This is a genomic window from Clostridium sp. C2-6-12 (assembly GCF_009928485.1).
Lineage (GTDB): Bacteria > Bacillota > Clostridia > Clostridiales > Clostridiaceae > Clostridium.
The window spans coordinates 139,730-157,905 of sequence record NZ_JAABNP010000002.1 but is presented as its reverse complement, the minus strand read 5'-3'; the positions used below and the strand labels follow the sequence as shown (position 1 = coordinate 157,905).

15 protein-coding genes and 1 pseudogene are annotated in these 18,176 nt (G+C 28.5%); 12 read left to right on the top strand and 4 right to left on the bottom strand.

What is annotated here, in order from left to right:
* The first annotated feature begins 174 nt into the window (after positions 1-174).
* From nifE to GXK56_RS02380, 3 genes are all read left to right on the top strand, one after another.
* Complete coding sequence (nifE, locus tag GXK56_RS02390) at positions 175-1,539, top strand: nitrogenase iron-molybdenum cofactor biosynthesis protein NifE (RefSeq protein ID WP_160684429.1); 1,365 nt, start codon at positions 175-177, stop codon at positions 1,537-1,539.
* Positions 1,526-4,297 carry a nitrogenase cofactor biosynthesis protein NifB gene (gene nifB, locus GXK56_RS02385; RefSeq protein ID WP_160684894.1) on the top strand — a complete coding sequence of 924 codons (2,772 nt, stop codon included), beginning with the start codon at positions 1,526-1,528 and terminating at the stop codon, positions 4,295-4,297. Before nifE ends, nifB begins: the two co-directional genes overlap by 14 nt.
* Before the next feature lie 296 nt (positions 4,298-4,593).
* Positions 4,594-4,902 (top strand): 2Fe-2S ferredoxin, encoded by a 309-nt coding sequence (locus GXK56_RS02380; RefSeq protein ID WP_160684426.1) that lies wholly within the window; start codon positions 4,594-4,596, stop codon positions 4,900-4,902.
* A 194-nt stretch (positions 4,903-5,096) separates the two neighbouring features.
* Here the strand turns inward: GXK56_RS02380 and GXK56_RS02375 are convergent, their stop codons facing one another.
* Complete coding sequence (locus GXK56_RS02375; RefSeq protein ID WP_160684423.1) at positions 5,097-5,435, bottom strand: hypothetical protein; 339 nt, start codon at positions 5,433-5,435, stop codon at positions 5,097-5,099.
* Positions 5,436-5,554: 119 nt separating this feature from the next.
* On the opposite strand from GXK56_RS02375, the gene GXK56_RS02370 reads away from it, so the two are divergent.
* From GXK56_RS02370 to GXK56_RS02345, 8 genes are all read left to right on the top strand, one after another.
* Positions 5,555-6,547 carry an isopropylmalate synthase gene (locus GXK56_RS02370; RefSeq protein ID WP_347707929.1) on the top strand — a complete coding sequence of 331 codons (993 nt, stop codon included), beginning with the start codon at positions 5,555-5,557 and terminating at the stop codon, positions 6,545-6,547.
* A gap of 20 nt (positions 6,548-6,567) precedes the next feature.
* On the top strand, positions 6,568-7,347 hold the full coding sequence (locus GXK56_RS02365; protein WP_202127807.1) for a homocitrate synthase: 780 nt from the start codon (positions 6,568-6,570) through the stop codon (positions 7,345-7,347).
* A gap of 189 nt (positions 7,348-7,536) precedes the next feature.
* Positions 7,537-10,467, top strand: a complete 2,931-nt coding sequence (locus GXK56_RS02360) for a helicase C-terminal domain-containing protein (protein ID WP_160684420.1) — start codon at positions 7,537-7,539, stop codon at positions 10,465-10,467.
* 285 nt (positions 10,468-10,752) lie between these two features.
* Positions 10,753-10,923, top strand: a complete 171-nt coding sequence (locus GXK56_RS27650) for a hypothetical protein (RefSeq protein WP_207710253.1) — start codon at positions 10,753-10,755, stop codon at positions 10,921-10,923.
* 542 nt (positions 10,924-11,465) lie between these two features.
* Positions 11,466-11,594, top strand: a complete 129-nt coding sequence (locus GXK56_RS28490) for a hypothetical protein (RefSeq protein ID WP_279283036.1) — start codon at positions 11,466-11,468, stop codon at positions 11,592-11,594.
* Positions 11,572-13,179, top strand: coding sequence for a methyl-accepting chemotaxis protein (locus GXK56_RS02355; protein WP_243155992.1), 1,608 nt, complete (start codon positions 11,572-11,574; stop codon positions 13,177-13,179). The genes GXK56_RS28490 and GXK56_RS02355 overlap by 23 nt, the downstream gene beginning before the upstream one ends.
* 165 nt (positions 13,180-13,344) lie before the next feature.
* Positions 13,345-13,662 carry a hypothetical protein gene (locus GXK56_RS02350; protein WP_243155991.1) on the top strand — a complete coding sequence of 106 codons (318 nt, stop codon included), beginning with the start codon at positions 13,345-13,347 and terminating at the stop codon, positions 13,660-13,662.
* A gap of 259 nt (positions 13,663-13,921) precedes the next feature.
* Entirely contained in the window at positions 13,922-14,647 is a 726-nt protein-coding gene (locus GXK56_RS02345; RefSeq protein WP_160684417.1) for a CPBP family intramembrane glutamic endopeptidase, read from the top strand.
* 535 nt (positions 14,648-15,182) lie between these two features.
* On the opposite strand, the pseudogene GXK56_RS02340 reads toward GXK56_RS02345, so the two are convergent.
* The 3 genes and pseudogenes from GXK56_RS02340 to GXK56_RS02330 all read right to left on the bottom strand — a co-directional run.
* Positions 15,183-15,563: pseudogene (locus GXK56_RS02340) on the bottom strand (manganese catalase family protein); the annotation flags it as partial.
* Between the two features lie 24 nt (positions 15,564-15,587).
* A complete protein-coding gene (locus GXK56_RS02335; protein WP_243155990.1) occupies positions 15,588-17,237 on the bottom strand; it encodes a recombinase family protein in 1,650 nt (549 codons plus the stop codon).
* Between the two features lie 79 nt (positions 17,238-17,316).
* Entirely contained in the window at positions 17,317-17,703 is a 387-nt protein-coding gene (locus GXK56_RS02330) for a helix-turn-helix transcriptional regulator (RefSeq protein WP_160684411.1), read from the bottom strand.
* A 225-nt stretch (positions 17,704-17,928) separates the two neighbouring features.
* On the opposite strand from GXK56_RS02330, the gene GXK56_RS02325 reads away from it, so the two are divergent.
* The gene (locus tag GXK56_RS02325) at positions 17,929-18,153 is read left to right on the top strand and encodes a helix-turn-helix transcriptional regulator (RefSeq protein ID WP_243155989.1); all 225 of its coding nucleotides are present in this window, start codon (positions 17,929-17,931) and stop codon (positions 18,151-18,153) included.
* The last annotated feature ends 23 nt before the right edge of the window (positions 18,154-18,176 follow it).

Sequence of the window (18,176 nt, the reverse complement as noted above, 5' to 3'; positions counted from 1 at the left end):
TAAATAATTTCAATGATGAGCAATTGAACATGTATTAATAAAAAATACATGTTAGTTGCTCATTTTATTAATAAATTTAGAATTGAGAATGTAGAATGAGAAATAATGTTAAAAACATCCTGTATTCTCAATTCCAAATTTCTAATTACAAAATAAAAAGGTGGTGTGTGACCTATGGAAATGAAAATACCTAATTCGCTTCTTGAAGAAAGAGAAGAGTTTGTATGTTTTAAAGAAGGCAATAATAAACATTCAATGAAATGTGATGGAAACAGTGTATCTGGGTCAGTTAGCCAAAGAGCTTGTGTTTATTGTGGCGCAAGAGTAGTTTTAAATCCTATAACTGATGCTTATCATATTGTTCATGGGCCTATAGGATGTGCAAGCTATACTTGGGATATAAGAGGAAGTCTATCAAGTGGCGAAGATTTATATAGAAATAGTTTTTCAACTGATTTAAGTGAGCAGGATGTAATTTTTGGTGGTGAAAAAAAATTAACATCGGCTATTGAAGGTATTATGAAAAACCATAATCCTAAATTATTATTTGTTTATGCAACTTGTATTGTTGGAGTTATAGGAGATGATATTAAAGCTGTTTGTAAAATGGCAGAAGAAAAATATAAGGTTCCAGTTATACCTGTTATGGCTCCAGGATTTTCAGGGAATAAATCTAAAGGCTATAAATTGGCATGTAATGCACTTATGAATCTATTTTCAAGAAATATTTTATCTAAAACTAAAGGCATTAATATGCTTGGTGATTTTAATTTAGCAGGTGAAATATGGATAGTAAAAGAGTATTTAAAGAAGATTGGAGTAAAGGTAGTATCAAATATTACAGGTGATTCAAGCTATGATAATTTAATTAAAGCAAGCAGTGCAAGCTTTAATGTAGTTCAATGTGCTGGATCTATGACATATTTAGCAAAAAGAATGGAAGCAGAAATGGAAATCCCTTTTGTTAAAATAAGCTTTGTTGGAATTGAAGATACAAAGAATTCACTACTTAGAATTGCAGCTTTATTTAATGATGAGGAAATGTTAAATAAAGCAAAAGCATTGATCGAGGAGGAAGAAGAAAAAGTTCTTCCTGTAATAAATACTTATAAAGAAAATTTAAAAGGAAAAAAAGCAGCAATATATGTAGGTGGAGGGTTTAAAGCAATTTCTTTAATTAAGCAGTTTAATGAACTTGGAATTGAAACTGTTATGGTTGGAACTCAAACAGGTAAAAAAGATGATTATGAAGTTATAAATACATTAGTTAATGAAGGAACTGTTATTTTAGATGATGCTAATCCTTCTGAATTAGAAAAATTTATGTTAGAACAAGAGGTAGATATTTTAGTAGGTGGAGTAAAAGAAAGACCTCTTGCTTATAAACTGGGAGTTGCTTTTTGCGATCACAATCATGAAAGAAAACATCCTCTTGGTGGTTTTATAGGAGCAGTTAATTTTGCTAAAGAAATAAATCTTTCAATAAATAGTCCTGTATGGAAATATGTAAAGGAGAGTGAAGATGATGAAGAAGATTAAAAAGAGTTATGTCAATCTTACAGTAAACCCATGTAAAATGTGTATGCCAATGGGAGTATGCAATGCTTTATATGGAATTAAGAACTGCATGACAATCTTACATGGTTCTCAAGGCTGTAGTACATACATTAGAAGACATATGGCAACTCATTATAATGAACCTGTTGATATTGCATCATCTTCACTTACAGAAGAAGGAACTGTTTATGGAGGAGAAAATAATTTGATTAAGGGGTTAGAAAATTTAATAAAATTATACAATCCAGAAGTAATAGGTATTGCAACAACTTGTCTTGTTGAAACTATAGGAGAAGATGTAGTAAGACTTTCAAAGATATTTTATGAAAAACATCCAGAAAGTAACGTAAAGCTAATTCCAATAAAATCTCCAGGTTATGGTGGGTCACAATATGGTGGACATTTTACAGCTCTAAGATCAGTAGTAGAAAATGTAGAAATGAAAGCAGATAAAAATGAAAAAGTAAATGTAGTTACAGGTCCAATAAGCTGTGCAGATACTAGAGAATTAAAAGAAATCCTAGAGGATTTTGAAATAGATTATATTTTACTTCCTGATATATCTGAAAATTTAGATGGAGGTCATAGTAAAAAATACAATAGACTGCCAAGCAGTGGCACAACAATTGAAGATATAACATACATGGGAGGAGCTAAAGCTACAATAGAGATTTCTACCTTTATAAAAGAAGAATATTCTATTGGAACTTATTTAGAAGGAAAATTTGGAGTTAAAAACTATAGGATAAATGTACCAAGAGGTCTTAGAGACACAGATAACTTTCTTAAAGTATTATCTGAGGTTTCAGAAAAACCAATTCCTAAAAAATATAAAAAGCAAAGAAGCAGATATTTAGATGCTATGATAGATTCTCATAAATATAATGCAGAAGCAAGAATAGCTATATTTGGAGAACCAGACTTTGTATATTCAACAGCAAGACTTGCAGTGGAAAGTGGAATTGTTCCAATGGTTATATCAACTGGAGATGTATGTCAAAGTCTTGAAACAAAATTAAGAGAAGAAGTAGATGAACTTTCAGAACAATTATTTGAAAAAAAATGCGTAATTATAGACGAAGGTGACTTTAAAGATATAGAAAAATATGCATTAGATTTAAATATAAATGTAATGATTGGAAGCTCTGATGGCAGAAGAATAGAAGAAAAGCATAAGATACCATTAATTCGAGCTGCTTTTCCAATTCATGATAGGATTGGAGGGCAAAGAATTTTATCTATTGGGTATGAAGGTTCCTTAAATTTAAGTGATCAAATTACAAATGTTATGCTTGCAAAAACTGAATCTACCTTTAGAGAAGCTTTATACAATGAATATTATAAAGAAGAACAAATAGAAGAAATTACAGTAAGAAACGAAGAAAGAATGATAAATAAAAAAGAATTTGTAAGTGAGAAGGCAATAATAGGTGAAGGATCATTAATTAGTGAAGAAATAGAAATAAAGGAGGCGAAAACCATGGAATTAAAAGTTATTAGCAAAGAAGAAGTAGAGGAAAAAACTAAGACGCATCCTTGTTTTAGCTGTTCTTCAGCTCATAAATATGCAAGAATGCATCTTCCAATAGCTCCTAAATGCAATATAAGTTGTAACTATTGCCTCCGAAAGTTTGATTGCGTTAATGAAAGCAGGCCAGGAGTTACAACAGAAGTGTTATCTCCAGAAGAGGCTTTTGCAAAATACAAATATGTAAAATCTCAAATGGACAATTTAAAGGTGGTTGGAATAGCAGGTCCAGGAGATGCTTTAGCTAACTTTGATAGTGTTAAGAGGACCCTTGAACTTATAAGAGAACATGATCCTGAAGTTACATTTTGTTTATCAACTAATGGTTTAATGCTTCCATTTTATGCTCAGGAATTAATAAATTTAGGTGTAAGCCATGTAACGATAACTATGAATGCAATAGATACTAAAATAACTGCTAAAGTATATAAATATGTAGATTACTTAGGCGTTACTTATACTGGAGAAGAGGCCGCTCAAATTTTATTAAATAATCAGCTGTCAGGTCTTAAGTATTTAGCTGATAGAGGAATTATGGTTAAAGTTAACATTGTAATGCTTAAAGGTATTAATGATCATCATATTGAAGAGGTAACTAAAAAGGTAAAAGAACTTGGAGCAGGAATAACAAATATAATGCAGATGATACCAGTAAAAGGCAGTGTGTTTGAAAATATGCCTCTAACAACTAATAAAGAAATAATGGATTTAAGGAAAAAATGTGGTGAGCATATAGAACAAATGTATCATTGCAAGCAATGTAGAGCTGATGCAATTGGTCTTTTAGGTGAAGATCAGTCGCAAAAATTCAATAAGCCTGTTAATAAGGCTGTAGAAGAAAAAACGCTTAAATTTGCAATAGCTTCAAAGAGTGGAATTGGAGTTGACATGCATTTTGGACATGTTACTGAATTTCTTATTTATGAATATAAAAATGGAGAAGCTAAATATTTAGAGCAAAGAAAAGTAATCAAATATTGTGATGGTAAGGAGGTTTGTGAAGAGGAGGAGGATAAATTCACTAAATTATCTAGTGTTATTTCTGATTGTAATGGGATTTTGTGTCTTAGAATTGGGGACGAGCCAAAAAAGAAGCTTAAAAATATGGGCATAGAAGTATTTATGACTTGTGAAACTATTGAAACAGCAGTTGTAAAGGCAGGAGATACTATATTAAAAGGAAGTGAGGTGAAGGAAATGCTAAGAGCCTGATTTAATTAACGGTTAACAATTTAGGAATAAGTTCAAAGAGAAAATTCATGCTTCTAATATGGATTTGGATATTAACTTCTAGAATTAGAATTTGTAAGGGACTATTAAATATACACCTATATAAGAAGCTGCTATGTACCTATGAAAGGATCAGCTATGCTAGAATACTGAACTTCTCTGAACCATAGAACTTATTCACTTTTCTTTTTGAATTATTAATAAATCGGTGTTTAGTGTAAAAGATTGAGTTGGAAATATATCTGAAAAAATTTTTTTATTAAAAGGAGTTAATTAGGATGATTAATGTAAAATATCACATTTTTGTTTGTGCAAGCTGTAGAGTTAATGGAATGCAAAAGGGAACATGTTTTTCTAAAGATTCAGTTAAGGTAGTTCAAAAATTTATGGAAGAAGTTGAAGATAGAGATTTAATTAATGAAGTGATGGTTACTAATACCGGCTGCTTAGGAGTATGTAATAAAGGTCCTGTTGTAGTTATATATCCAGAAGGAACCTGGTATGGAAATGTTAAAGTTGAAGATGTTGAAAAAATCATAGAACAACATATTGAAGGTGGAAAAGTAGTAGAAGAATTGGTTATATAAAAAATAAATTTAAACTATAATTCATAATATAAATTAAAGGACAAGTTATACTTGTCCTAAACACACCTACTATATAAGCAGGTGTGTTTAAAGGCTATATTTCATTATATTCTAATTTAATAAAAATATTTTCTTCATTACCTTTTAATATATTATTTAATTGATCTCTATTAATAGGTGTTCCTAAAATAGAATTATCTAAAGTAGAAGAGTCCAGATGTATTTGCCACAGCATGATATATATATACGTCTGTTCCAAGTTTTAAATCAATATCCTTAGTTAAATATGATTGTGAATAATTAGTTAGTTTTTCTTCTATATTACAGCTTCCACTAGAGTAACCACTATCTTCACCTAAAATAAATCGTATTTTATCGTCTTTAATATTTATAGCTATAGTTCTTTCAGCACCTGTTTTTTCTTTTGTATTATCACTAAGGATATTAACTATTATTGAGTATTGTGCATTGATATTTTTAACATATATTCTAAGGACTATATTTGAACAAGAGTATAATTTTTTTGATGGCAAAGGAGCTTAGTTAATATAACATCATATAAATAATATTAAACTAGAACTTTTATTTGAAATGAATTCCTAGAATTGAAAAAGAAACATAAAATATATATTGGAAAAGGAGTGAAATCATAATGGAAAAAAAGGTGAAAATTATAGATAAGACTATAATTGCTTTAAAGGAAGTCTACGGTGATAAATTAAATGGAAAAAGTTCTGATATAAAAGAGTTAATAAAATTGCTATATATAATAGGAAGTGATTATATAGAACTTACTCAAGAACTTTATAGAGAATTGTCTCCATTACCGAAGGATATTGAATTTAAGATATTAAGTGGTAGTACGGTGGAAAGTAGGACAATTAGGAATAAATCGGTAGAATCTAGAAAAAATCTTATTAGAGAAATGGAAATAAATGAAGTTTATGATCAAAGTAGCATTCTAAAAAATGAATTATACAATAATAAATATGAATTATATGATAAAAATAATGAAAATGTTAGAATAATTGGTTTAGAAAATATTATTTTTTATGATTATCAAAAAATCTTTTCTGAAATTGTAGATATTTTTAATCCTAATATAGAAATGTGTATTAAAGATAAATATAGTTCAGCTACAGCAATGAGCTTGGAATGGATTAAGGCAGGAGGAACTAAAGTAGTGACAACCTTTGCAGGAATTGGAGGTTATGCTAATTTAGAAGAAATTTTGGGGGGAGTTTCCTTCTTAAATGGAATGGAACAAAAGGGTAACTATAAACTTTTCCCAGAAGTACTTAAGTTATTTGAAAAAATATCAGAAAGTACTCTAAATAGCAAGATGCCCTTTATTGGGAAAAACATATTTGATGTAGAATCAGGAATACATGTAAATGGAATAAACAAAAATCCAGCTACTTATGAGCCATATGATCCAAAGGAAATTGGCAGGAAAAGAAATATTGTAATAGGAAAACATTCTGGAATTAATGCGTTGGAAACCAAATTAAAAGAATTAAATATTCCATATACTAAAGAAAATTTAAAAGTTATGCTGGAGGATGTTAGAAAGCTTAGTACAGAAAATAGAAGAGGTTTGGATAATAAAGAAATAGAAGAAATCTATAAGAAATGCAGTATATAGGAATAAAAGGAGGACAAATAATGAGATTGCAGGAAGAAAAAATAAATATAGTTGACACTACTCTTAGAGATGGTGAGCAAAGCGCTGGGGTAGCCTTTTCAATAGATGAAAAAGTTGAAATAGCAAAATACATGGATGAAAATAATATATATCAAATTGAAGCTGGAATTCCAGCAATGGGAGATTTAGAAAAGGAAGCAATTAAAAGAATTCTATATAATAGAAAAAAATCTTTGATTTCCACTTGGAATAGAATGAATATACAAGATATTAAGCATTCAATAGGATGTAAGCCGGATATAATTCATATAAGTGTACCAACTTCGGATATACAAATATTTTCAAATTTAGGCAGGGATAAAGAATGGGTAGAAAAAAATCTTGCAAAATGTGTTTATTTTGCAAAAGATAAAGGCTATGAGGTTACAATTGGATTTGAAGATGCATCAAGAGCAGATATTAATTATCTTATTAACTTATGTAAAATAGTAAAAAAATTTGACGTTAAAAGAATAAGGTATGCAGATACGGTTGGAATATTAATGCCTTCCACAACAGGAGAAGTAATTAATACAATAATAAATAATACTGAGATGGAAGTTGAAATACATGCACATAATGATTTTGGAATGGCTATACCAATTTCGCTGGAAGCAGTTAAATGGGGCGCAAAGTATGTGGATTGTACTATAGGAGGCATTGGTGAAAGAGCTGGCAATTGTAACTTAGAAGAATTTTTAAAAGTATCAAATGCTTACCTAGAAATAGATAAAATCTTAAAAAAAGCTAAGGCAAAATAATCTTTTGTGGTTATTTTGTTTTAGCTTTTTTGTATTTAGGGTTCTTATTTTAGATTAAATATTTAAAGTAAAGCACATAATTAATTATATAAATGATTAAATATAAAAATTATGTTATAATTGGTTACAGAACATAAGTTTGTTATACGGATTATTAATTTTATATAAGAAAGAAAATTAGGAGAAGTTATGGTACAAGAATTATATAGCATTTTAGATAATGTAATATATTTAGATATTGAAACTACAGGGTTAGATGAAAAAAGCTCTGAAATTATAGAAATTGGTGCAGTTAAGATCAAGGAAGGTGTTATTACTACCTATAGCACTTTAATAAGACCAAGAGGTCGTGTGCCTGTTGGGATTTTTAATCTTTGTGCTGGATTAACTGAAAGAGATTTGTTAAGTGCAAGAAGTTTAAATAATGTTAAAGAGGAGGTTCTCGAATTTTTAGAGGATCTTCCATTAGTATGCCATAATTCTAATTTTGAAAGAAAATTTTTATATTATCATTTTCCAGAAATCAAAAATGAAATAATGGATTCTATGGAATTTGCAGCGATTTTAGAACCCTGGAGAAAAGAGTTTAATTTAGAAGCATTAATAAAGGAAATTACTAATATAAAAAAGACTGAAGCACATAGAGGGTTAGAGGATTCAATTGATACATTAAAGGTAGTGAATTCACTTATTTTAAGGCAATGGGCAAGAGAAGAAATAAGCAGAAAGAAAAATAATTCTTTATACACGATTATAAATAAAGATTACTCTTATTTAAAAAAATGGCCCTGGACTAAATATTTATTAAAGCCTCCATTTTTTTCAGCTGAAAATTATCCATATGTAAACTATGAGGAAAACAAAAAGGAGGAAGAAGCCCTTAAAAAAATAAAAATTGATTATTCTCTTTATGAAGACTTACTGGAAAATGAGGAGATTTGGAATAATGGCGGAGATTTTGGATATCAATATAGAAAAGATCAAAAAGAATTTTCAAAGAAAATAAGAGAAAACTTTCAAAGATCAGAAAGAATATTTATTGAAGCACCAACAGGAAGTGGGAAAACTTTTGCTTATGTAATAATAGCAGCAATAGGAACTTATTTAAATAAAGAAAAAGTAAGAAAAGATGATGCAAGCTTTATTATATCTACAAATACAAAAGAACTTCAAAATCAGCTTATAGAAAGAGATATTCCAACCATTTTAAAAAAGCTTCAACTAAATGATAAGCTTAATTATGGTGCTATGAAGGGGAAAGGAAATTATCTTTGTATTGAAAGGTTAAATAGATGTGAAAGTTTAGAATTTGATGAAAAAGGTAATTTAGCATTGCTATTTTTAAGAAGGCTTTGCGAAACAGGAGAATATGGCGATATAGAAAATATAAATTACTCAGCACAAAAACATTTTGAACTTGATAAATACATAAGAGAGGTAAATTGTGATAGTGAAAAATGTAAATTAGATAAATGCACAAGACCTTGTTATTTAAGAAAAAGATATAATGAACTTCCAGCAGAAAATATAACAGTAATAAATCATTCACTACTTGCCTGCTGGCCATATGGTGAAAAAAAGAAAATAAATCACATAATAATTGATGAGGGGCATAACTTAATGGAAAAGTGTTATGACTTCTTTGCAGAAGAATTTTCTTATTCAGAATTTATAGAGTTATTAGATATGATAGAAAAAGGTCATCCAAGCGTAATAGCTATGCTTTTAAGTTTAAATGCAAGTTATGGTTATAGAGAAACCATAGAAAAAGATAAAATAATGTATTTAGTAAATGAAATCATAGTAAATATAAATATGCTTATAAATAACTTTAAAAGTATGAGGCTTGTAACTGGAGAATATAGTTTTTCAACTGAATTTTTTATTCCAAGAGATGACTTAAAGGATATAACAAGGGTAATTGGCGCAGAAATCTCAGTTATAAAAGAAAGTATATATCCTTTGTATAAGCTTTTAAATGATTATCTTTATAATATAACTTTAGATGATGAAGTTAATGGAGATAATGATCATAAGAATTTATCAGATTATATAGCAAAGGTTAAAGGAAATTTTGATGTTTTAGATAGGTTTTTAGAAAGCTCGGTTTTCTATGCCAAAGTATTAGAAGTAGATGCTGAATACAGAGATTTCAGATTTAAGAATGTGCCTTTAAATGTTGGTGAATTAGTCAATGAACATATGCTAAAGGAAGTTAAAAGCACAACCTTTTTATCAGCAACCCTTAGAATTGAAAACTCCTTTAATAGAATGAAAAAGCATTTAGGTCAAGAAAAGGCAAAGGAATTTCTTATACCACCAACTTTTGATTTAAAGAAAAGGACTAAAATCTTTGCATTAAATGATGTTGGGAAATATGATGAACTATCTTATATTAAAAATGTTTCTAAATTTGTATTACAAACAGCTCAAAAATTAAATGGTCATGTTTTAGTACTATTTAATAATAATGCTAGGAGAACTGCGGTTCAAGAGGAATTAGAGCTGCTTACAAGAGGAACAAAAATTGAGGTACATACAAGTAAAAAATTAGTATCGGCTTTAAATGATAAGAATAGGCAAGTAATAATATTGGGAAGTAAAGGCTTCTTTGAAGGAATAGATGTACCTGGAGATGCATTATCTTGTGTAATGCTAGATAAAATACCTAATTATAGTCCAGAATATCCTATATTAAGGGCTGTTACAACATATCAGAAAAAAGGGTACCAAGATGTAAATTACCCTCAATTATGTATAAAAACTAAGCAAATATATGGAAGACTAATACGAAGCACTTATGATTATGGTTATTTTATTATTTTAGATCCAGGACAAAATTCCTATACACTAAGAAATCTTGAAAGAGATTTAGGTGGACCTAATATTGAAATTACATCAACGGGAAAAGTACTTTCAGAAATGGAGTTTGATTATAATAACTGGAAGAGAAATAATATAAACATGCTAATACAAAACATAAAAAAAGATAATAAAGATATTTCAAAGGATTTTAATAATGAGGCTAAAAAGCATAAGTTATTTTGGGAATTAGATAAGGTTGAAAATGAAGAATATCATTTTAAAAATATTAATTTTAAACTGAGTGGTAGAATATAAAAACAATCATTAATCCAAAATATTCCAAGAAAAATTATGCGATATAGTAAGAATAATGAATAAAAATATCGTTATTTGATTTATTTTCTAGAAAAAAACTTTCTATTTTTATTTCTTAAATATGTAATTTATATGTAATATATGGTATAATAAGTTCATAAAAATATATAAGTCTTTTAAAGATAATTATATTTTTAGGAGGTGTTGGGAATACTATAGAAGTAAAAGATTATAAAATTTGGTAAAGAAATAGTATTACCAATTAAATAAGAGAGGGAAGTGGTTTTGGGTATGGTAGAAAACGTAGCACAATTATTACAGGAGTACAGAAGTACAAAGGAATCATTAGAATGTGGGTTAAAATGGTTACCTAAGAATGAATATGCTAAATCTAAAATCGAAGTCATTAACATGGTTATAAGGGACTTAGAACAATTAGAAAAACAACTAAGTTAATGACTTAACATAAGAACTGCCTTGAGTAGATACAGCTACTTGGGGCAGTTCTTTTTTGCAATAATTTTAGGATTAGTAGGTTGTTTTAAAAGTACTACTTTGAGATTAAAATAATAAGTAAAACAGAAAAAAGACTGTAAAATCAAAAAACATTTATTTAAGAGAAAAAGATCTAACTCTCAATGCATACTTTGTTTTTTGTAAGTAACTTTTTGTAATAGTCACTAAATATGAATAACTTAACATAAATAATAAATATTATTTTGTAAATTAAAATTTTATATATTTTGACAAAAAAAGTGTTGTTTTTATAAAAATTTCATGTTATTATGTATATAATCAATAATTAATATTATTTAACAATAATTATTGAAATAAAAAAAGCAAAAATAGTAATTATTATAGAACCACAATAAAATTGTATATAGTTGGATTTAAATATATAGAAAAATGAAATAATGCAAAAAATTTCAACTTAGGAGTGATATAAGTTGAAGTTAAACTTAAAAATGGATAGTTAAATATAGGGAGGAATGGTTATAATGAATAATTTAAAGGTTAAAAATAAACTTTTCTTATTTTCATCAGTTATGATTTTACTAATTATCTTTATAGGTGGGGCAGGATACTATTATAATTTAAAAGCACATGACAGTATTACAAATTTATAATGAAGAATTATTACCAATACAACAGTTAAATGAAAATAGAGCTAATGCTAGAGCCATAGAAGGCGATTTATTTTATATAATTTTAAGTACAAATAACAAAGAAGAACAAAATAAAAAGATAAATGATATTCAAGAGAGAACTAAAATATTTGATGAAAACTGGCAAATGTATAAAAAAACTAAGCTAGATAAATTTGAATCAGATAAAGTATTAACTATTGAAAATGCTCTGAATAAATATAGAGAAACAAGAAATGAGATAATAGAATTAGCTATGGAAGGAAAGCAAGATGAAGCTTTTCAAAAATTCAAAGCTATTGAAAATACTGAAGAAGAATATCAAAGTTCTCTAAAAGAATTAGGTTTATATAATGCTAAGAGTGCAGCTGAAATTAATGATAAGAATAATAATGATTTTAATGCTTCAATAAAAATATTTATATTCTTAGGTTTAATATCATTAATAATAGGAAGTATTTTATCAGTAGTTATTTCAAGAACAATATCAAACCCACTTAAGGAAGCTGTAGAATCAATAAAAGTTTTAGCTAACAGAGATTTTACAGAGATTATTCCAGAAAGACTTTTAAATCGCAAAGATGAAATTGGTGAATTAACTAATGCATTATTTTTAATGAAAAATGACATCAGTGTTTTAATAAAAGAAATTATTGAAAAATCTCAAGATATTACTTCATCAAGTGAAGAACTCTTTGTTACAGTTCAAGAAATTTCTGCAAAAGCAGATAATATAGAATTGGCATTAAGAAATATTAAAAATGATGTACAAGAAACAAGTGCTGCAGCAGAAGAAATAAGTGCTTCAATTGAAGAAGTTGAATCTAATGTTACAATATTAGCTAATAAGGCAACTCAAGGCAACAGTAATGCTAACGAATCTAAAGAAAGAGCTGTAGATGTTAAAAGTAAAGGTGAATTATCGGTTAAAGAAACAAGAAAGCTATATGAAGAAAAGAAAGAAAAGGGATTAAAAGCTATTGAAGATGGAAAGATAGTAGATAATATAAAATTAATGGCAGATACTATAGCTAGTATAGCTGATCAAACTAATTTACTTGCACTTAATGCAGCTATAGAAGCAGCAAGAGCTGGAGAAAAGGGACGAGGATTTGCAGTTGTAGCTGATGAAGTTAGAAAACTTGCAGAACAATCGTCAGAAGCAGTAACAAATATAAAAGATACAATTACAAAAGTGCAAGAAGCATTTAAAAATCTTTCTGATAATAGCAAGGATGTCTTAAATTTCATACTTGAAAATGTATATCCACAATTCGAAGAAATGAAAAATATAGGAGATCAATATTATAATGATGCAGATTTTGTAACAGTTATGTCTGAAGAAATAGCATCAATGTCAGAGGAACTTACTGCAACAATAAATCAAGTAAGTGAGGCAATACAAAATACAGCAGAAACTGCTCAAAAATCATCAGAGAATACTGAAACTATAAATGAGAGCATTAATGATACAACAAAAGCAATAGAACAAGTAGCAAAAACAGCTCAAAATCAAGCTGAACTTGCGGAAAAACTAAATGAGATGATAAATAAATTTAAAGTATAATTTAATAACTAGTAAACTTTTAAACATAAGAACTGACCCAAACAGACACAGTTGTTTGAGGCAGTTCTTTTCTTTATATAGTGACTTTCTGATTTATAAGATGGTTTAAATTCGAAAGCTTTTTGTAGTATAATTTGGTTAGTAATATTGAAGGAAGTGATTATCATGTCAATGGATAAGTTTGATTCAGAAAAAGCAACTAAATCTGAGAAGATAATAGGTACAGAATTTAATAAAACAATAATAAAAATGACATTACAATATAAAGATGAAATATATAAAGTTGAAGATGTTATTATGTGCAATCTTGAAAAGGAAGTAGCTATATTCTTATATAAAGAGGGAAATAATTCAGATGATACAACTAGAGCTAGACTGATAAATAAAACTTATGGTAATGATACTATTTTAGATTTGCCAGTAGGTAGTGGTGAAATAGAATTGATAAGTATTGAAATAGAATATAAACAATTATGCACTTAAGTTAAGTTTATTATATTTTCATAAAATGCTCTAGCTTTTGCTCTACTGCAATCATATAAGAACAACAAGGTGATGTGTATGGCTCTAAACTGTACATACCAACAAATTATTTAGTTGAATTCCTTATAAATCAATCCTTTGCAGAACTAAGAATCAAGGCCTATGGATGTTTTATTGGTGACTTGTTAATTACTCTAGAAATGTGGGACTATAAGTGCTACTATATTATGGTAATTAAAAATTTAAGGAGAAATGACGTATGAACGTAGATAAAGAAATCAGAAGCATATGGAAACTTATATTTCTTCATTTGTTTCCTGGCATTGTGCTAAGCATTATGTATATATTTTTTTCAAAGATGGGAATTTTAGAGGAATATCCCAAGATAGTTATATTATGCTTTTCTACAATTTTCTCAACAATTCCTATAGAACTTGGATATCTGTTTTATGTGGCAAAGAAAGAAGAAGGAACTTTTAATATATTTAAAATACTAGGTTTAAAAGGTACGTTGAAGTTTAAAGTATTTATACTTTACTCTCTTTTATCGCTTATAGTAGGAGGGATACTTTTAATTGCTGTAAAGCCACTTGAAAATTATTTATTAAAAACTGTATTTTGTTGGATTCCAAGTTGGTATAATTTTGTCCAAGATATGAGTCTGTTTAGTAAAAAATATATCATTATAGCAATTTTAGTAAACTTTTTCATTCTTACACTTATAGTACCAATTATTGAGGAGCTTTACTTCAGAGGATTTTTACTAGCTCGAATGAAGTGGATGGGAAAATATAGTGTCCTATTTAATGTTATATTATTTTCAGGTTACCATTTTTATTCACCTTGGTCTATTATTACAAAGATTGCTACAATGTTACCATTATACTATTTTGTATATAAAAAAGACTCTCTAAAATTAGGAATATTAGTCCATTGCTTAGCTCAATTTATAGATGTGGTGTCATATATGACACTATTGATATAAGTACATATCAGGTGTAATAGATATATAGATTAGTGGATTGCATTAATGGAGTTTGCTAGCTATCTTGTGGCACTTAATGCAGTAAAACATAATAACACTCATACTTACACACCACTGCTATATATTTTATCAACGAATGCTGGGAGAGCACTATTACTACTTATGTTTATAACTTCAGCGTTAGGTTAACCTACTAGCACATTCTGAACAAAGGGAAAACACAGTAGGTTTTATCAGAAGTGTTCTACGGTTAGTAATGGTAATATAATGGTCTCTTGCTTACAACAGCCACTACTTGTGATTTAATTTTTAGCACTCACTATAAGAGCTTTCTAGTTCTAATGGGTTCTTGTTCTGTTTACAAACTTTTTTGAATGTGCCGTCAGAGAATACCCCCAAAACTCTATATTATTATTCATAAATTAAGAACTGCCTCAAACAGATACAGCTATTTGAGGCAGTTCTTTCCTTTAAAACAATTTCATTATCATATAATCTTGTTTTAAAATGAATATTTATCATTAAAGAATAAAACTTATTTTTTCATCATACATCCAGAGTCTTCTACATGCTGTAAGCATTCTCCAAATCTTTGGTAATGAACAACTTCTCTTTCTCTTAAGAATTTTAAAATTTCTTTTATTTCGTGTTCATCAGTTAAGTTAATTAAATTTTCATAAGTTGCTCTAGCTTTTTGCTCAGCAGCCATATCTTCATGTAAATCTGCAACAGCATCGCCTTTGGCTTGAATGTAAGTTGCTGTCCATGGGTTGCCTGTAGCATCTGTATAGAATAAAGCTTTTCTGTGATCAGCATAGTGTCCAGCAAGACCAGCCTTCTTTATTTCTTCAACAGTAGCATTTTCCATTAGTTGATATACCATAGTTGCAATTATTTCTACGTGTGCCATTTCTTCTGCTCAGGCGACCTAAATGCAAAGTTACCCATAGTCCTTACGCGTGAGATTAGAACCTACAGGGATTAATTCTAATTTGTTGGCATCACTATCCCAAACTACAAATTTAACAACACTAGCTATAAGTCTTTTTTTATCATCAAAATCTTCAGTAAAGTCATAAAACTTTTTAAAATTATCATATAGTTCAAATATTTTAGAAATGTCTTTTTTAACGTCAAGTATGTTTTCATTTTCGGATTCTAGTTTTATAATTTGTTCTTCTAATTTTTTATTTTCTTTACGAATTGCTTTTATTTCATCTTCATAAGTAGCGATTATTTCTTTATCATCATCGTTATCTTCATCTAATTTTGCTACTTTTCTAGAAAGGCTACTCAAAGCTTTTTTATTATCTTCAATTTGCTTTTTTAAACTATTAATCAAACCGTTGTTATTAGTTTTTATAGTAGCTTTATGTTTAGAATCTAAATAAATATCTAAAATTTCAGCCTTTGTTATATTTTTAATTTTATTAACTACGTAATCCTCAGCATCATATGCATTCAATGATATATTATCGCATCTAGTTCCAGATTTATTTTTTAAGTTGCAACTATAGTATCTATACATACCTTTATCACCATTTGCAGCTTTATATACTTGTTTTCTTGGAGCCATACCTGAGCCACAATGTCCACAAATGACCAAACCACTTAATAGAGCATTTTGACTTGTGCATTGCCTATTTGATGCTTTTAATTTAATTTCTTTGCATATGTTCTGACATTCAATCCAATCAGAGCTAGATATAATTCCAGGGTGTTCACCAATAGCGATTATCCAATCATTAATTGGAGCATAACTGCCATTTTCTTTACGACGATTATAGGGCATGATACCATTTAAACCATTAAGAGAATTGCTTAAATAAATTTCACAATTATTCTCTTTAAAAAAGTCAAGAATAGTATTATCAGCTATAACATACACAGGACTATTTATAATTTGTCTGACAAGATCTCTAGAAAATAAGCTGCCTTTACGACTATAAATACCCTGTCTATCTAATACTAAGCTTACTCCTTGAAAACTCTTATGTTTAATAAATAATTGAAATACTAGTTTAACTATATTGGCTTTATTTTCAACTATTTGAAGTATGTGTTTCTTTCTACTTTTCCCTCGTAGATCGTTATTTTCGACTTCAATAGATTCATATCCAAGGGGAGCAGGACCACCAAGCCATCTGCCAGTTTTGCTTAATTCTTTAAGATTATCTCTTATACGCTCAGCTGTTGTTTCTCTTTCAAGTTGGGCAAAAGTAGCTGAAACATTCATCATAGCTCTACCCATTGCGGTAGTTGTATCAAACTGTTCTTTTATGCTAATAAAGTCTGTATTGTACTGATTAAAGACATTCATATTATGTGAATAGTCTGCTACATTTCTAAATGCTCTATCAAGTCTATAACATATGAAATGTGAGTATTCTTTGTTTTCGATTTTTCGCATCATTTTTTGAAAGTTAGGTCTATCCGTATTTTTACCACTGAAACCTTCATCTTCATAAATATCATATTCCGTTATACCTAGATTTTTTTCAGCATATTCAATACACATTTTAATTTGGTTTTCTATACTTTCGCCTTCTTCTTTAAACTTCGATTTACGTGAGTAAATGGCAGCTTTCATAATGCACCTTCCTTATCTAGTATTTTTTAAAATGAAATGTGTAAAACAATTCTATGAGCTGATTGTATTTGCTTTATATTTAGTCATTAAAGTATTCTTCAAAAGCAACCTTAAGAATATCGAGCATTTTTTGTTTATCTTTTTCATTCATTTTTTTCCTAGCACGCTCAATAAGTACTAAGCCTTCATCTATAGTATTATTTTCACTATCTAGTTTATTACTTACTGTATCTATTTGATCATCTTGTTGAAATTTTAATAATTCAGAATAATTTATATTAAATATTTCAGATAATTTATGCAAGATTTCATCGCTAGCATTTGTTCTACCGCTTTCTATATCTCCTAAATACGAACGAGACAAACCTAATTTATCTGCTAAGTCTTTCTGGGTTAATTTTATACCAGTATTAAAGCTATAATCGCTTCTTAATTGTTTGATTTTTAAACCTAGTTTTTTACTCATTGAAAATGCTCCTTTTCTATAAGTTACTTTTATAATAGTATATTACGTCATTTACGTCATTATGTCAATAAACTAATAGAAATATAAGAAAATAAGAGAAATACTACAATTCACCATATAAATGACGTAATATGACGTTGGAGCAAATTTGTATTTTGCGACAAAAAGACGTAAAGTGTATTTGTAAGTCAATGACAAGTAAGTAAACAGAAAAGAGGTGAAAAAATGATAGAGGATTTAATAAAGAACTTACCTTGGTATAAAAAATTAGAAGTCCTTAGGACAATAAAAGGATGGAGTCAAGGTGAAACAGCGGAAAAATGTTTTACAGGACAAAAAGCATATTGGGCATGGGAAAAGGGAAATATTTATCCACGTAAAAATAGCAGACGAGCTATATCTCAAGCTTTCAATATTGGAGAAAAAGAAATTTTTGGAGATGAATCGTAAGTTGTTAACAAAATGATTAAAAA

Excerpts from the sequence above, each read along its gene's own strand:
- nifE (WP_160684429.1), top strand. The coding sequence starts at position 175 with ATGGAAATGAAAATACCTAATTCGCTTCTTGAAGAAAGAGAAGAGTTT.
- nifB (WP_160684894.1), top strand. The coding sequence starts at position 1,526 with ATGAAGAAGATTAAAAAGAGTTATGTCAATCTTACAGTAAACCCATGT.
- GXK56_RS02380 (WP_160684426.1), top strand. The coding sequence starts at position 4,594 with ATGATTAATGTAAAATATCACATTTTTGTTTGTGCAAGCTGTAGAGTT.
- GXK56_RS02370 (WP_347707929.1), top strand. The coding sequence starts at position 5,555 with ATGGAAAAAAAGGTGAAAATTATAGATAAGACTATAATTGCTTTAAAG.
- GXK56_RS02365 (WP_202127807.1), top strand. The coding sequence starts at position 6,568 with ATGAGATTGCAGGAAGAAAAAATAAATATAGTTGACACTACTCTTAGA.
- GXK56_RS02360 (WP_160684420.1), top strand. The coding sequence starts at position 7,537 with ATGGTACAAGAATTATATAGCATTTTAGATAATGTAATATATTTAGAT.
- GXK56_RS28490 (WP_279283036.1), top strand. The coding sequence starts at position 11,466 with ATGAATAATTTAAAGGTTAAAAATAAACTTTTCTTATTTTCATCAGTT.
- GXK56_RS02355 (WP_243155992.1), top strand. The coding sequence starts at position 11,572 with ATGACAGTATTACAAATTTATAATGAAGAATTATTACCAATACAACAG.
- GXK56_RS02350 (WP_243155991.1), top strand. The coding sequence starts at position 13,345 with ATGTCAATGGATAAGTTTGATTCAGAAAAAGCAACTAAATCTGAGAAG.
- GXK56_RS02345 (WP_160684417.1), top strand. The coding sequence starts at position 13,922 with ATGAACGTAGATAAAGAAATCAGAAGCATATGGAAACTTATATTTCTT.
- GXK56_RS02335 (WP_243155990.1), bottom strand. The coding sequence starts at position 17,237 with ATGAAAGCTGCCATTTACTCACGTAAATCGAAGTTTAAAGAAGAAGGC.
- GXK56_RS02330 (WP_160684411.1), bottom strand. The coding sequence starts at position 17,703 with ATGAGTAAAAAACTAGGTTTAAAAATCAAACAATTAAGAAGCGATTAT.
- GXK56_RS02325 (WP_243155989.1), top strand. The coding sequence starts at position 17,929 with ATGATAGAGGATTTAATAAAGAACTTACCTTGGTATAAAAAATTAGAA.